The organism is Paralysiella testudinis, assembly GCF_016894345.1.
In the GTDB taxonomy this organism is placed as follows: domain Bacteria; phylum Pseudomonadota; class Gammaproteobacteria; order Burkholderiales; family Neisseriaceae; genus Paralysiella; species Paralysiella testudinis.
On sequence record NZ_CP069798.1, the window covers coordinates 583219 to 597575 of the forward strand.

The 14357-nt window shown below is 50.3% G+C and carries 16 protein-coding genes; 9 read left to right on the top strand and 7 right to left on the bottom strand.

Going from position 1 to position 14357, the window contains the following annotated elements; all coding sequences use genetic code 11:
• Positions 1-203: 203 nt before the first annotated feature.
• From JQU52_RS03030 to JQU52_RS03050, 5 genes are all read right to left on the bottom strand, one after another.
• Positions 204-524 carry a low molecular weight protein tyrosine phosphatase family protein gene (locus JQU52_RS03030; protein WP_230339686.1) on the bottom strand — a complete coding sequence of 107 codons (321 nt, stop codon included), beginning with the start codon at positions 522-524 and terminating at the stop codon, positions 204-206.
• A 14-nt stretch (positions 525-538) separates the two neighbouring features.
• On the bottom strand, positions 539-1150 hold the full coding sequence (locus tag JQU52_RS03035; RefSeq protein WP_230339687.1) for an IMPACT family protein: 612 nt from the start codon (positions 1148-1150) through the stop codon (positions 539-541).
• 3 nt (positions 1151-1153) lie between these two features.
• On the bottom strand, positions 1154-2209 hold the full coding sequence (locus tag JQU52_RS03040) for a threonine aldolase family protein (protein ID WP_230339688.1): 1056 nt from the start codon (positions 2207-2209) through the stop codon (positions 1154-1156).
• A gap of 324 nt (positions 2210-2533) precedes the next feature.
• A complete protein-coding gene (locus JQU52_RS03045; RefSeq protein WP_230339689.1) occupies positions 2534-3469 on the bottom strand; it encodes an electron transfer flavoprotein subunit alpha/FixB family protein in 936 nt (311 codons plus the stop codon).
• 10 nt (positions 3470-3479) lie between these two features.
• Entirely contained in the window at positions 3480-4229 is a 750-nt protein-coding gene (locus JQU52_RS03050) for an electron transfer flavoprotein subunit beta/FixA family protein (RefSeq protein WP_230339690.1), read from the bottom strand.
• A gap of 275 nt (positions 4230-4504) precedes the next feature.
• On the opposite strand from JQU52_RS03050, the gene tsaA reads away from it, so the two are divergent.
• The 4 genes from tsaA (at position 4505) to JQU52_RS03070 (ending at position 7370) form a co-directional block, all read left to right on the top strand.
• Positions 4505-5221 (top strand): tRNA (N6-threonylcarbamoyladenosine(37)-N6)-methyltransferase TrmO, encoded by a 717-nt coding sequence (tsaA, locus tag JQU52_RS03055; RefSeq protein ID WP_230339691.1) that lies wholly within the window; start codon positions 4505-4507, stop codon positions 5219-5221.
• A 284-nt stretch (positions 5222-5505) separates the two neighbouring features.
• Entirely contained in the window at positions 5506-6423 is a 918-nt protein-coding gene (lpxC, locus tag JQU52_RS03060; RefSeq protein ID WP_230339692.1) for a UDP-3-O-acyl-N-acetylglucosamine deacetylase, read from the top strand.
• A 349-nt stretch (positions 6424-6772) separates the two neighbouring features.
• Entirely contained in the window at positions 6773-7132 is a 360-nt protein-coding gene (locus tag JQU52_RS03065) for a hypothetical protein (RefSeq protein ID WP_230339693.1), read from the top strand.
• Between the two features lie 37 nt (positions 7133-7169).
• Positions 7170-7370 (top strand): heavy-metal-associated domain-containing protein, encoded by a 201-nt coding sequence (locus JQU52_RS03070; RefSeq protein WP_230339694.1) that lies wholly within the window; start codon positions 7170-7172, stop codon positions 7368-7370.
• A 245-nt stretch (positions 7371-7615) separates the two neighbouring features.
• Here JQU52_RS03070 and gnd read toward each other — a convergent pair whose 3' ends face one another.
• Both gnd and JQU52_RS03080 read right to left on the bottom strand, forming a co-directional pair.
• Entirely contained in the window at positions 7616-9070 is a 1455-nt protein-coding gene (gene gnd / locus JQU52_RS03075) for a decarboxylating NADP(+)-dependent phosphogluconate dehydrogenase (RefSeq protein WP_230339695.1), read from the bottom strand.
• A 316-nt stretch (positions 9071-9386) separates the two neighbouring features.
• Complete coding sequence (locus JQU52_RS03080; RefSeq protein ID WP_230339696.1) at positions 9387-10337, bottom strand: D-2-hydroxyacid dehydrogenase; 951 nt, start codon at positions 10335-10337, stop codon at positions 9387-9389.
• Between the two features lie 131 nt (positions 10338-10468).
• On the opposite strand from JQU52_RS03080, the gene JQU52_RS03085 reads away from it, so the two are divergent.
• The 5 genes from JQU52_RS03085 (at position 10469) to mnmE (ending at position 14337) form a co-directional block, all read left to right on the top strand.
• Entirely contained in the window at positions 10469-10705 is a 237-nt protein-coding gene (locus JQU52_RS03085; RefSeq protein ID WP_230339697.1) for a DUF2061 domain-containing protein, read from the top strand.
• 92 nt (positions 10706-10797) lie between these two features.
• Positions 10798-11124, top strand: coding sequence for an FKBP-type peptidyl-prolyl cis-trans isomerase (locus JQU52_RS03090; RefSeq protein WP_230339698.1), 327 nt, complete (start codon positions 10798-10800; stop codon positions 11122-11124).
• 201 nt (positions 11125-11325) lie between these two features.
• On the top strand, positions 11326-12417 hold the full coding sequence (locus JQU52_RS03095; protein ID WP_230339699.1) for an AOC03_06830 family ribosome hibernation factor: 1092 nt from the start codon (positions 11326-11328) through the stop codon (positions 12415-12417).
• A gap of 94 nt (positions 12418-12511) precedes the next feature.
• Positions 12512-12844 (top strand): zinc ribbon domain-containing protein YjdM, encoded by a 333-nt coding sequence (locus tag JQU52_RS03100; protein WP_230339700.1) that lies wholly within the window; start codon positions 12512-12514, stop codon positions 12842-12844.
• 107 nt (positions 12845-12951) lie between these two features.
• Entirely contained in the window at positions 12952-14337 is a 1386-nt protein-coding gene (mnmE, locus tag JQU52_RS03105) for a tRNA uridine-5-carboxymethylaminomethyl(34) synthesis GTPase MnmE (protein WP_230339701.1), read from the top strand.
• The last annotated feature ends 20 nt before the right edge of the window (positions 14338-14357 follow it).

The following is a 14357-nucleotide window of genomic DNA, read 5'->3' on the forward strand; positions in this document are numbered from 1 at the left end:
ACGCTACATGAACGATTTTGTGCGGCATAGACGCGCCAACAAACTTTGTTTCGTACTGGCTGTATTGTCTGCGGCTTCGCGCCTTGTATCACTATTATTCTTCATTTCACTATAGGAAGTAACGCACCCGCCCACTCAAAGGCTGCCTGAAAGATAAAACCATCATTGCCTAACGGGATTCGGCAATCCATTGGCAAATATAGCTACGGCAAATACGGCGCCACGCTTCGCTGCAATAGCACCACCAGCTCCGCATCCATATAGCGGTAGTCGTCGGCAATATCCAATACCACTATTTTTTTATGCGTTAATGCCGTCGGAAACGCAGCCTGCAAGCGGCTTTTGTGTTTGTTTTCCATCACCATAATAATGTCTGCCCAAGCGATGTCTTGGGCAGACACCGTATGCCGTGCACGCGGGCTGGTGCCGCCGGAGCGTACTTGAATACCGGGCTGGCGGCGGAATAACGTTTCAGCCGTGGGGCTGCGCCACTGATTGCGGCTGCAAACAAACAGAATATTCATCTATTGCCTTTGTTTTATTCCGGCAGCACATCGTTAATCATCATGGCGCGGGTTTGCAGCCATGCTTGTGTGCAAGCGGCATACTGCGCCAATGGCACCGCCAGCAACAAACGGCAATCGAGCTGTAAATTTTGCTGCAATACTTCGGCATCGTGTTGTTTGGCAATGCGCAAGGCTTCGCTGAGGTGAGGATAATCGCAACGCAATTGCACGGTTTGGCGCACATCCTGCTCTAGGGTTTGCGCCGCTGCCAGTGCTTGGGCGGTGGCGGTTTTATAGGCATGAATCAGGCCGGGCACACCCAGCAAGGTACCGCCAAAATAGCGCACCACAATCACCAATACATCGGTAAGCCCGGCCGAATCAATCTGCCCCAATATCGGCCTGCCGGCGCTGCCCGCCGGTTCGCCGTCGTCGTTGGCGCGGAACTGGTTGCCATCGGTGCCCAAGCGCCAGGCATAGCACCAATGCCGTGCTTTATGATGTGCCTCACGCAGCGGATCCAAATGGGTTTTAACGTCTTCCACCCGCACAATCGGATAAGCATGGGCAATAAAGCGGCTGCCTTTGTCTTTGAATTCCGCGGTAGCAGGCGCGGCCAAGGTGGTATAGCGGGTGGCGCTCATATTTCAGGCAGCCTCTTGGCAGGCGGCCTGAATCGCAGCGGCAAAGGCGTCTACTTGCTCGGCAGTGGTGTCGAAGCTGGTCATCCAGCGTACTTCGCCACTGCTTTCGTTCCAGTCGTAAAAATGAAATTGTTGGTGCAGGACATGAACAGCGGCGGCGGGCAATACCGCAAACACGGCATTGGATTGGCGCGGCTGGGTAATGTGCACGCCCTCAATATTTTTGACTGCCTGATACAGGCGCTCGGCCATGGCGTTGCTGTGGCTGGCCAGCGTGCGCCACAAATCGTTTTCCAACAAGGCCAAAAATTGGGCGGAGATAAAGCGCATTTTCGAGCCAAGCTGCATATTGATTTTGCGCAGATACACCATGCTGTCGGCCAGCGCCGGATTCAGCACCACAATACATTCGCCCAACATAATGCCGTTTTTGGTGCCGCCAAACGACACCATATCCACCCCGGCTGCGGTGGTGATGTCGTGCAGGCTGGCATTTAAATGGGCGGCGGCATTGGCCAAACGCGCACCATCCATATACAGCCACATGCCGTGCTGATGGCAATAATCGGCAATGGCGCGGATTTCGGCCACGCTGTAGCAAGTGCCCAGCTCGGTGGTTTGGCTGATGTATACCGCGCGCGCTTGGGCGCGGTGTTCATTGCCCCAGCCCCAAGCTTGTTTGGCAATCAGCTCCGGTGTGAGCTTGCCATCGACAGTGGCCACTGCGAAGATTTTAATCCCAGCCACATATTCGGGTGCCACGCCTTCGTCGTTATGGATGTGGGCGCTGTCGGCACAAATCACCGCGCCGTAGCGCGGCAGCAGTGCCTGCAAAGCCATCACATTGGCACCGGTGCCATTAAACACCGGAAACGCTTGCGCTTGCTCGCCAAACTGCTGCCGGATGCACTGCTTTAATTGTTCGGTATACACATCGGCACCGTAAGCAGGCTGGTGGCCGCCGTTGGCGGTGGCAATGGCAGCCAATATCTGCGGGTGGATGCCGGAATAATTATCCGAAGCAAAGGCAAAATCATGGGGATTGTGTAGGGCTTGCATAGCTGTGCTTTCTTAACATTACAAGAATATAATACCAATCCTAAAAATAAGCTAACTGCGTTGGCTCACCTGATTGTACTACTTGTACTATCTTGGCTCAGCTCAAAGAGAACGATTTACTAAGGCACTGAAGCACCAAATAAATCAGTTCCGCCTTGTTATCTTATTTTTAGAATGGGTATAAGGCTACCTGAAAGGCTTGGTTTCACTTTCAGGCAGCCTTGTTGGCATGTTTCACGTGGAACACCAATCCAATTGCAACAGTATAAAAAGGCTGCCTGAAGTTTTCAGGCAGCCTTAGCATTGTGTTTCACGTGAAACATTTTAGCCGTTTAATGCGGCCACCAATTCCGGCACCGCAGTAAACAAATCGGCCACTAAGCCATAATCGGCCACATTGAAAATGGCCGCTTCTGGGTCTTTGTTGATGGCCACAATCACTTTGCTGTCTTGCATACCGGCCAAATGTTGGATAGCGCCGGAAATGCCCACCGCAATATACAGCTCCGGTGCCACTACTTTGCCGGTTTGGCCTACCTGGTAATCATTGGGCGCATAGCCCGCATCCACCGCGGCGCGTGAAGCGCCGATGGCGGCGTTTAATTTATCCGCCAGTGGCAACAGCACTGCATTGAATTGTTCGGCACTGCCCAAAGCACGGCCACCAGACACGATCACTTTGGCCTGAGTTAATTCCGGGCGGTCGGATTGAGTAAGCTCGCGGCCCACAAAACGGCTTAAATTTTGCGGGGCGGCAGCGGCAACCGTTTCTACTGCCGCAGAGCCGCCATTGGCGGGCGCGGCATCAAATGCGGTGGCGCGGAAGGTGAGCACCAACTTGGGCTCTGCACTTTTTACGGTGGCAAACGCATTGCCCGCATAAATCGGGCGCACAAAAGTGTGGGCGTCTACCACTTCGGTTAAATCGGAAATTTGCGAACAATCCAGCAAAGCGGCCACACGCGGCAGCAGGTTTTTACCGAAAGCGGTAGCAGTAGCACCAATATGGCTGTAATCACCCGCCACGCTCACCACCAGCGGCGCCAGCTCTTCGGCCAAGCCTTCAGCATAATGCGGCGCATCGGCCAGCAACACTTTGGTCACACCGGCCACTTGTTTGGCTTGTTCGGCCACAGCAGCGGCACCATTGCCCGCCACCAATACATGCACGTCACCCAATTTAGCCGCCGCAGTAACGGCGTGCAAAGTGGCGTGGTTGAGTTGTTGGTTGTTGTGTTCTGCAATAATCAATACCGTCATGGCAATCTCCTTAAATGGCCTTAGCTTCGTTTTTTAACTTGGCCACCAGCTCGGCCACGCTGTCCACTTTAATGCCCGCGCTGCGTGCTTTGGGCTCGGCCACTTTCACCTGCTGCAAGCGCGCCGCCACATCCACACCCAAATCGGCCACGGTTTTTTTGTCCAACGGCTTTTTCTTGGCTTGCATAATGTTGGGTAATTTAACATAACGCGGTTCGTTCAAGCGCAAATCGGTGCTGATAACGGCAGGTAGCTTCAAAGCCACGGTTTCCAAGCCACCATCAATTTCGCGGGTAACCAGCACTTCACCATCGGCCAACACCACTTTGCTGGCAAATGTGCCTTGGGGTGCGTTGAGTAAAGCCGCCAGCATTTGCGCAGTTTGATTGGCATCGTCGTCAATCGCCTGTTTGCCCAAAATCAGCAAATCCGGATTTTCGGTAGCAGCCACTGCTTTGAGCAGTTTGGCTACTGCCAAAGGCTCTAATTTTTCGTCGGTTTCCACATGAATGGCGCGATCGGCGCCCATGGCCAAAGCCGTGCGCAAAGTTTCTTCGCACTGCTTCACGCCCAAAGACACCACCACAATTTCATTGATGCTGCCCGCTTCTTTCAAACGCACGGCTTCTTCCACCGCGATTTCATCAAACGGGTTCATCGACATTTTTACATTGCCAATGTCCACATCCGAGCCATCGGTTTTCACCCGCACTTTTACGTTGTAATCCACCACGCGTTTTACCGCCACCAGTGCTTTCATGCAGCCTCCTTGTCAGTTATTTTAATCAATCTATGCTGCCTGAAATTCGGAATAAAATATCTGTTTTCAGGCAGCCTTGTCAGTACCAAATCAGCCTATTGTGCCTACTTTTGCTGCATTGAACAAGCCGGATTACCATCTCTTCTGCACCTCGAAACAATATCAGCCATAAAACTCAGGCATCCCCATTTTATCCACAACTTATCCACTGTAATTTACACAAAACACAGCATCGTGCCACAATTCTGGTTTTCAAAACCCATTTAGCCCACATCATGTCACTCCCTTGCCATACCGTAGCAGCCATTGGCTTTATCCAATCCCCCTACAAACAAAAATTCGGTGTTGCCCGACAGCCCGGCTTGGTGCCTGCGGCGGAAGTGGTATTGCCTTTATTACCGATTTACGGCGCTGATTGTGTGCGCGGTTTGGCTGAATTTGATTACGTGTGGCTGCAATTTGTGTTTCACGGCGTGGTGGAAGAAGGCTGGTCGCCACTGGTGCGCCCGCCGCGTTTGGGCGGTAAGCAGAAAATGGGGGTATTTGCCACCCGCAGCCCGCACCGGCCGAATCATTTGGGTTTGTCTTTATTAAAATTGGAACGCATTGAGGTTGATAAGCAAGTGCGTCTTTATTTAAGCGGTGCCGATTTATTGGATGGCACCCCGGTGCTCGACATCAAACCTTACATTCCCTTTGTTGAAGCCAAGCCTGAAGCCTGTAGCGGTTTTGTGGCCGGGCCGCCGCCTTTATTGCAGGTTTGTTGGCTGCCTGAAGCCGAGCAGGCTTTTCAGGCAGCCTCTTTGGGGGCTGATTTTCGTTTGTTGTTGGAACAAAGCATTGCCCAAGATCCGCGCCCTGCGTATCAAAACATTCAAGAGCGGATATATGTGATGCATTTGGCCAGCACCGATGTTTATTTTCGGATTGACCAGCAAATTGCATGGGTGGTGGATTTAAAGCCACATTTGGAAACAATCAAAGGTTTTTAATAGCTATATTTAAAATAAAAAGATGAAGAAATAGTTGAAGGCATAAGTTTGGCGGATAAGTTTTTTAATCATGTCAAAATAAGAGTTTGAACAATGCAAACTGAGGCTGTCTATCTGCGGGCAGATTGTGCACAATTGTGGATAAATTAATCTTTTTCAGGCAGCCTGTGCATAAAACAACACTTTGCCAATTCAATTTAACCAAACTATCCCCAATTTGATAAAAACAACTGCCATCCTCTGGCGCTTGGGATTATGATGTTATTTATTATCAAGGAAACCTTATGCTGCAAAGAACCTTGGCCAAATCAATCAGCGTTACCGGTGTGGGTTTACACTCTGGCGAACGGGTACGCCTTACCTTACACCCTGCGGCTGAAAACAGCGGTATCTTATTTCGCCGCACGGATCTTGAAGGTGAGCAAGGCCAAATCATTGTGCTTAGCCCTTATCTGATTAACGACACCCGCCTGTCTTCAACTGTGGTAACCGACCAAGGCGTGCGTGTGGGCACCATTGAACATATTATGTCGGCGCTGGCCGCCTACGGTATCGACAACATTTTGATTGAGCTGAACGCCCCGGAAATTCCGATTATGGACGGCTCCAGCCTGCCGTTCGTGTATTTGCTGCAAGATGCGGGTATTGTTGACCAGGCCGCGGAAAAGCGCTTTTTACGCATTAAAGCGCCGGTGGAAGTGCGCGAGCCGGACAAATGGGTGCGTTTCGAGCCGTATGAAGGCTTTAAAATTACCCTCACCATTGCTTTTGATCATCCCGTGTTCAACCGCAGCAAGCAAACCTTTACCATCGATTTTGCCGGGCAATCCTATATCGACGAAATTGCGCGTGCGCGTACTTTCGGCTTTATGCAGGAAGTGGAATTGATGCGCAGCCATAATCTGGGCTTAGGCGGCAATCTGAACAATGCAATTGTGATTGACGACACCGATGTGCTCAATCCGGACGGCTTGCGCTATGCAGACGAATTTGTGCGCCACAAAATTTTAGATGCCATTGGCGATTTGTATATTGCCGGCCACCCGATAATTGGTGCCTTCACCGGCCACAAATCCGGCCATGCCGTTAATAATGCATTGTTGCGCAAAATTTTGGCCGATGAAAGCACACACGAATGGGTGAGTTTTCCACGAAACAAAGGTTTACCGGCCGCTTTTCATGGCTTACCGAAGGCTGCCTGAAACAACAGTGTTGTAATAATAAAACCATTTAATTTGATTAAAATCAACCTTTGTCAAAATAATATCTATATTTGATAAAATGCACATTAAGAAATAATGTTGTTTAAAATTAAATATGGTATTATTACCCTATAGTTAATGGCAATTATTAGCTTTCTTAAGATATTTGTTATTAATTGAATGATTGATTAGCGATGTTTTGAAAATACGCCGCTTGGAAGCATTTTGTTTTTGCTTGGAATTCTAGGCATCGCACTTTTCAGCATATCACCAATTAATCTTAAGTGCAGATAATGCACAGTTGGTTAAGTCTTGGATAAATCTCTATTTTTATAAGTTCGGAGGAAATATGAATTACGATAACGCTGTATCACAAATGTTGAATGTTGATGGTGCTTTGGCCGCTGCGGTAGTGGATTTTGACAGCGGCATGCTGCTGGCTGGCGGCGGTTCTGCCGCTATTGATTTGGAAATCGCTGCTGCGGGCAATACCGAAGTGATGCGTGCCAAAATGAAAACCATGAAAATGCTGGGCTTGAAAGACGAAATCGAAGACATCTTGATTACCTTGGGCAAACAATACCACTTGCTGCGTCCGCTGCAACGCCATACCGGCCTGTTCCTTTACTCCGTATTGGACAAATCCAAATCCAATTTGGCTTTGGCACGCCGCTCTTTAGTTGACGTTGAACGCGAAATGGATAAATAAGCCGCAAATCCATTTTAACAAGTAAGAAAGGGAATTTATGCCTCAAACTTTGGTTAATATTGGTGGTATCAGCGGTAAAGCTGATGCGGATAAGCTGGTTGGTGCTGGTGAAGCACTTAACGGCGTGAAGCTGGTGAATGTCAACTTTGAAGACGGTCGCGTGGTGATTACTCACGAAGCAGGCTTTGATGTAGAAGCATTCAAAAAAGCAGCCACTGATTTAGGATTTTCTGCTTAAGTGCAACAGTTGTATTACAAAAGCCTGTCTCATAAAGACAGGCTTTTTTGTGTTATGCAATTCATACCAATTCTACAAAATAAGATAACAAGGCGGCGAGCCAACACAGTTAGGTTATTTTTCGAATTGGTATTATGATATTAAACCAATTCTATAAAATAAGATAACAAGGCGGCGAGCTGAAGACAGTACAAGTAGTACGGCAAGGCGAGCCAACGCAGTTAGGTTATTTTATAGAATTGGTATTAAACATCATAAACACCCGAAGCCGTATCCCCACCTTGGCCGGTCCAGTTGGTATGGAAAAATTGCCCGCGTGGCGCATCAATACGCTCATAAGTGTGGGCGCCGAAATAATCGCGTTGGGCTTGCAGCAGATTAGCGGGCAATTGAGCGTTGGTATAGCCGTCTAAAAAGGTGAGTGCCGAGGCCATGCAGGGCATGGGTAGGCCGATTTCAATCGCTTTGGCCACCACACGCCGCCATGCGGGCAAGCATTGCAGCAAAATATTTTTGAAGTAAGGATCCAGCCCTAAAAACAGCAAATCCGGGCGGGCTGCATAAGCATCGCGGATATTACCCAAGAAGGCGCTGCGGATAATACAGCCTTCACGCCACAATAGGGCAGTATTGCCGTAGTTAAGCTGCCAATCAAAAGCATCGGAAGCCTCGCGCATCAACATAAAGCCTTGCGCATAAGAAATGATTTTAGACGCCAGCAAAGCCTGGCGCAAATCAGCCACCCATTGATCTGTACTGCCTTGTTGATCAATCGGCCGGATTTGCTGCCTGAATGCGGCCGATGCTTCCAAGCGTTGTTGTTTCAAAGCAGAAACACAGCGGGCAAACACGGCTTCGGTAATCAGGGTTAGGGGAATGCCGAAATCGAGCGCATTGATGCCGGTCCATTTGCCGGTGCCTTTTTGCCCGGCGGTATCCAGGATTTTTTCTAACAGCGGGCTGTTGTCGCTGTCTTTAAAACCCAAAATATCGGCAGTTATTTCAATTAAATAGCTGTTCAGCTCGGTTTGATTCCAATCTTGAAACACTTGCTGCATGGTGTGGTGATCCAAACCCAATGCGGCTTTTAAAAAATGATAGGCTTCGGCAATCAGCTGCATATCACCGTATTCAATGCCGTTGTGCACCATTTTCACGAAATGGCCGGCTCCGTCTTTGCCCACCCAATCGCAACAAGGCTCGCCGTCTTTGGTTTTGGCGGCTATGGCCTGCAAAATGGGTTTCACATACGGCCAAGCCGCTTCATTACCACCGGGCATAATTGAAGGGCCATTGCGTGCGCCTTCTTCACCGCCGGACACACCCGCACCCACAAATAAAATGCCTTTTTTAGCCAGATAAGCCACGCGGCGATTGGTGTCGGGGTAGTTGGCATTGCCGCCGTCGATAATAATATCGCCTGCCTCCAAATAGGGCAGCAATTGCTCGATATAGTCGTCTACCACGCTGCCTGCACGTACCATCAGCATGATTTTGCGTGGATGGCTGAGTTTGGCGGTTAAATCAGCCAAGCTGTAGGCTGCGCTGATATGGGTGTTTTTAGCCACGCCATTAATAAATGCTTCTGTTTTTTCAGCAGTGCGATTATAGGCAACCACTTTAAAACCGTGGCCGTTCATATTTAAGATTAGGTTTTGGCCCATCACGGCCAAACCGATAACGCCAATATCGGCTTGCATAGTGTTCCTTAATGCCGGTTTAGCACCGGGATAATGAGGCTTAAATAAAACAATATTTAATAAAATAAAAAGATGATAATGATGAAGTTGGTTTTTTACAGTGGATAAGTTCAAAACCACTGATGATTTAATCAGTTAAATGCTTTTCAAGCCCGGCGCTAAGCCAAGTATAAAGGGCGAAGCAATGTGGATAAATTTTCAGGCAGCCTTTTATCTGTGGATAAGTTGATTTTTATCCACAGCCAAGGCGATATTTTATCCAAGTGTGGTGGCAACAACAATATGCGCTGAAACCTAGGCCTGCAGCCTTGCTGGTTTAAAGCTGATTTTGCGGCTGCCCGCGCACAAAGGCATTGATGTTGTCGGCCAGCATATCAAACAAACGGCTCATCGCTTCTTGGCTGCCCCAAGCCATGTGCGGGGTAATAATCAGATTGGGCAGCTGGCTGGCCAACAAAGGATTGCCGTTTACCGGCGGCTCTTCGGTGAGCACATCAAAACCGGCACCGGCCAAGCTGCCGTATTTCAGCGCCGGAATCACTGCATTTTCGTCTACTAAGCCGCCGCGGCTCACATTAATCAATACTGCGCCGGGTTTCATTTGTTGCAGTTCTGCTTCGCCAATCATGTGGCGGGTGTTGGTATTGAGCGGGCAATGCAGTGAAATTACGTCGGCGCGAGCCAATACATCAGTAAACGGGGTGTAGCCGCTTCGGCAATTCTTGGCGTGTTTGTGCTCGCCCCATAAGATATGCATTCCAAATGCTTCGGCACGTTGCGCCAGCGCTTGGCCGATGCCGCCACGGCCGAAAATGCCCAGAGTTTTGCCGTTCACATCATGGATGGGTGCGCCGAAGTGGCAGAAAAACGGGCTGTTCTGCCATAAACCGGCCGCTACATCGCGCCGATATGCGGGCAATTGGCGCATCAGTGCCATCATCAACATAAAAGCATGTTCGGCCACGGTGTCGTTGCCGTAGGCGCGGATATTGCTTACCACAATGCCGGCTTTATGAGCCGCGTCTAATGCCACATGTTCAAAGCCGGTGGCGGCAATGGCAATCATTTTGAGTTGCGGGTGGGCGGCCATCATATCGGCGCTGATGTGGACTTTATTGGTAATCACAATATCGGCACCGGCGAGCCGGGCTTGGGTTTCTGCCGGGGCGGTGTGGGCGTATTCGGTGAGGGTGTGGGCAAAATCAAACGCAAACGGGTGTTGGGGCAAGGTGTCGCGATCTAGAACCACAATATGGGGTTTTTGCATTGTTGATTCCTTATGTTTGGAGATATCGATTAAAAATATAAATCAATAGATTGCTAAAAATAGCTATCAGTTTATTTTGATAACCATTATCATCTAGTTAAATCATTATTCAGCCAGCAAGGATCAATACGATGTTGAAAACCATTACTTTTGCCATTTTACACTTTGGCGTGGCTTTTAGCGTGGCTTATCTGCTCACCGGCAGCATCGGCATTTCCAGTGCCGTGGCTTTGATTGAGCCGATGGTGAACACGGTGGTGTTTTATTTTCATGAAAAAGCATGGCAGCGGGCAGAGCGCAATAAACGCGAAAAATCCACTATCAAGCTGCCCATGCACCAATGCGTGGGTGAAAAAAGCGCTATTTAAGGCTACCTGAACGGTGTGCCGCTGGGTGAGGTTTATGTTACAGTTGCCCGCGTTACATCATCAACATGATTATTTTTTAAAAGGGCATCCACATGAGTTTACAGATTGAAGACATTGAAGTAGGCAGCGGCGCAGTGGCGGTCAAAGGCAAAGAAATCACCGTGCATTACAGCGGTTGGCTGGAAGACGGCACCTTGTTTGATTCCAGCTTGGCGCGCAAGCAGCCGCTCACCATTACTTTGGGCGTGGGCATGGTGATTAAAGGCTGGGACGAAGGCTTTGATGGCATACAAGAAGGCGGCAAACGCAAGCTCACCATTGGCCCGGAAATGGGCTACGGCGAACGCGGTGCCGGCGGTGTGATTCCGCCCAATGCTACGCTTGTGTTTGAAGTGGAATTATTGAAAGTGCATAATTAAAACGCGTTGTTTAATGCGTTCAGGCAGCCTTTTAAAGCCGGTTTTGATTGTCAAAACCGGCTTTTGTTTTGTGTGATTGGTTTGTTAAGAAGGGCAAATGAAATGCAAAGCCAATTGAGATAGGCGTATTTGTACCCATCAAAGCGGGGTAGACATGCAATATCTGCGATTAACCCGTTTATCACACAGGAGAATACATTTATGCTGAATTTGGCCACCATCAAAACCATTCAAAGCAAACGCGCATGGCCCAGTGTTACCATCACCCTGCCCACTTACCGCACTTCTCCGGATAATCAAAAAGACAGCATCCGCCTGAAAAACCAAGTTAAAGAAGCCGTTGAGCGCTTACAAAACGAATTCGGCAAACGCGAAACCGCCGACTTGGTGGCGCAAATTGAAACCTTGGCCGATGCGGTAGACCATGAATACAACTTGGACGGTTTGGTGATTTTTGCCAGCAGCGATTATGCCGAATTGTTTAAATTGCCTTACCGCCTGCCCGAGCGTGTGGCCATCGACAATAATTTCCTCACCCGCGACTTGGTGTTTGCCATGAAACGCAGCCCCTTGTATTGGCTGGCGGTATTGAGCGAGCAAGGCACACGTCTGTTTATCGCGCAAAAAGACCAATTGCAAGAAGTACATGCTTACGGCTTTCCCATGAGCGTGAGCGGTGAAGCGGCCAGTGCCAACCCCAGCCAAGACATCAGCCATGTGCGCGACCAAATCATGACTGACTTAATGCGCCAAGCCGGGCAAGGCATAGATGAAGCACTGAAAAACCTGCCTGCGCCCGTGGTGGTGGCCGGTGTCGACCGCAATATCGGCCATTATAAAGACGGCACAGCCAACCAAGCCGATGTGTTGCTGTATGTGGCCGGTGGTTATACCGATCAAAGCGAGCATGAGCTGGGCCAATTGATTTGGCCGCAGGTAAAAGACGTATTGGCCGAAGCACGGCAGCAGATTTTTGCCGATGTGGGTAACGCCCGTGGCAACAACCGCTTTGTGGGCGGCCTAAACGAATGCTGGAAAGCCGCTGTCGACGGCCGCATCGACACCTTAGTAGTGGGTGAAGACCTCAGCATTCCGGCGCGTCTGAGCGAAGACGGCCGCAGCGTAGAGCCCATCGACAGCCCGGATGCTGCCGGCGAAAACGTCTATGCCGATATTATCGACGAAATGATTGAACACGTTATGGCGGCAGACGGCAAAGTGGTGTTTGTGGACACCGGCAGCCTGAGCGAATTTAATCCGCAGCGCGACTTGGCGGCGATTACCCGCTATTAAAGTGAATTGCTTTGACCAAACCGGCCTGATGGCCGGTTTTTTACTGCTTCGGTTATAATGGCGCTTTATGCTTGTATTACACGGAAAGAACACCATGAGCTACCCCGCCTGCCCGCAATGCACTTCCGAATTCACCTACCACGACGGCCTGCAATTGGTGTGCCCCGAATGCGGCCACGAGTGGCAGGCAGAAGATGCCGCTGCCGAAGCGGAAGACTTGCTGGTAAAAGACGCCAACGGCGCCGTGCTGGCCGACGGCGACACCGTGGTGCTGGTGAAAGACCTTAAAATCAAAGGCAGCTCGCAAGTGATTAAACAAGGCACTAAAGTAAAAGGCATCCGCCTGCAAGAAGGCGACCACAATATTGCCTGCAAAATCGATGGCAGCGGCATGAATTTGAAATCGGAATTTGTAAAAAAAGCCTGAAGCAAGTGTTCAGGCAGCCTTGAATAAATTTATTTTCAGGCAGCGTTTATTCTGATTTTTCGAGTTTTGATTATTTCTAGTTGTCTGTTTAATTGCAAAGCACCGTTATGAGCCAAACCCACCCCACCATTGCCGCCATTGCCACCGCTCCCGGACGCGGCGGCGTGGGGGTAATCCGTTTGTCGGGCAAGGATTTGCTGCCCTTGGCGCAAAGTTTGAGCGGCGGCAAAACGCCCGTGCCGCGGCAGGCGCTGTATACCGATTTTGTGGATGAGCACGGCCAAGCGATTGATAACGGCCTGCTGCTGTATTTTGCCGCGCCCGCCAGCTTTACCGGCGAAGATGTGATTGAGCTGCAAGGCCATGGCGGGCCGGTGGTGATGCAGATGCTGTTGCAACGCTGCCTGCAACTGGGCGCACGCTTGGCTGAGCCTGGCGAATTCACCAAACGCGCTTTTTTAAACAACAAATTGGATTTGGCACAGGCCGAAAGCGTGGCCGATTTGATTGATGCTTCCAGCCAATCGGCCGCCCGCATGGCCTTGCGCAGCCTGAAAGGCGCGTTTTCGCAGCATATCCACAGCTTGGTGGATGAGCTGATTACTTTGCGCATGTTGGTGGAAGCCACGCTGGATTTTCCCGAAGAAGACATTGATTTTCTGCAAGCGGCCGATGCCGAGGGCAAGCTGGCACACATCCGCCGCCAATTGGTGCAGGTATTGGCCGGTGCCGAACAAGGCGCTTTGTTGCGCGAAGGCATGAATGTGGTGCTGGTGGGCGCGCCCAATGTGGGCAAATCCAGCCTGCTCAATGCCTTGGCCGGAGATGAGGTGGCGATTGTAACCGACATCGCTGGCACCACCCGCGATACCGTGCGCGAGATGATTACGCTCGATGGCGTGCCGGTGCACATCATCGACACCGCCGGATTGCGTGACACCGATGATGTGGTGGAGCGCATCGGCATCGAGCGCAGCCATAAAGCGGTGCAAGAGGCGGATGTGGCATTGATTTTGGTCGATCCGCGCGAAGGCTTAAACCGCAAAACGCAAGCCATTTTAGACACGCTGCCTGAAAGCCTGCCCAAAATCGAAATCCACAATAAAATCGATTTACACGGCGGTGAGGCCGGCTATGTTTCACGTGAAACCATGGCTTCAGGCAGCCTGAGTGTTCATTCCACGGCCACTGAGCTGATTGCTTTATCGGCCAAAACCGGAGCGGGCTTGGATTTGCTTAAGCAGGCGCTGTTAAAACAAGTGGGCTGGCAAGGCGAAAGCGAAGGGCTGTTTTTGGCACGCCGCCGCCACCTTAATGCTTTGCAGGCGGCGCAAACCGAGCTGGACAACGCCACTCTGTGCGCGCCGCAACAAATCGAATTGCTGGCCGAACACCTGCGCTTGGCACAATTGGCCTTAAGCGAAATTACCGGCGAATTCAGTGCTGATGATTTGCTGGGGGTGATTTTTAGTCGTTTTTGTATCGGCAAATAGGTTTTGTGTGTTGGCAAAGC

Bases quoted from the DNA above. Each gene is read 5' to 3' on its own strand.
- JQU52_RS03030 (WP_230339686.1), bottom strand. From the start codon at position 524: ATGAATATTCTGTTTGTTTGCAGCCGCAATCAGTGGCGCAGCCCCACG.
- JQU52_RS03035 (WP_230339687.1), bottom strand. From the start codon at position 1,150: ATGAGCGCCACCCGCTATACCACCTTGGCCGCGCCTGCTACCGCGGAA.
- JQU52_RS03040 (WP_230339688.1), bottom strand. From the start codon at position 2,209: ATGCAAGCCCTACACAATCCCCATGATTTTGCCTTTGCTTCGGATAAT.
- JQU52_RS03045 (WP_230339689.1), bottom strand. From the start codon at position 3,469: ATGACGGTATTGATTATTGCAGAACACAACAACCAACAACTCAACCAC.
- JQU52_RS03050 (WP_230339690.1), bottom strand. From the start codon at position 4,229: ATGAAAGCACTGGTGGCGGTAAAACGCGTGGTGGATTACAACGTAAAA.
- tsaA (WP_230339691.1), top strand. From the start codon at position 4,505: ATGTCACTCCCTTGCCATACCGTAGCAGCCATTGGCTTTATCCAATCC.
- lpxC (WP_230339692.1), top strand. From the start codon at position 5,506: ATGCTGCAAAGAACCTTGGCCAAATCAATCAGCGTTACCGGTGTGGGT.
- JQU52_RS03065 (WP_230339693.1), top strand. From the start codon at position 6,773: ATGAATTACGATAACGCTGTATCACAAATGTTGAATGTTGATGGTGCT.
- JQU52_RS03070 (WP_230339694.1), top strand. From the start codon at position 7,170: ATGCCTCAAACTTTGGTTAATATTGGTGGTATCAGCGGTAAAGCTGAT.
- gnd (WP_230339695.1), bottom strand. From the start codon at position 9,070: ATGCAAGCCGATATTGGCGTTATCGGTTTGGCCGTGATGGGCCAAAAC.
- JQU52_RS03080 (WP_230339696.1), bottom strand. From the start codon at position 10,337: ATGCAAAAACCCCATATTGTGGTTCTAGATCGCGACACCTTGCCCCAA.
- JQU52_RS03085 (WP_230339697.1), top strand. From the start codon at position 10,469: ATGTTGAAAACCATTACTTTTGCCATTTTACACTTTGGCGTGGCTTTT.
- JQU52_RS03090 (WP_230339698.1), top strand. From the start codon at position 10,798: ATGAGTTTACAGATTGAAGACATTGAAGTAGGCAGCGGCGCAGTGGCG.
- JQU52_RS03095 (WP_230339699.1), top strand. From the start codon at position 11,326: ATGCTGAATTTGGCCACCATCAAAACCATTCAAAGCAAACGCGCATGG.
- JQU52_RS03100 (WP_230339700.1), top strand. From the start codon at position 12,512: ATGAGCTACCCCGCCTGCCCGCAATGCACTTCCGAATTCACCTACCAC.
- mnmE (WP_230339701.1), top strand. From the start codon at position 12,952: ATGAGCCAAACCCACCCCACCATTGCCGCCATTGCCACCGCTCCCGGA.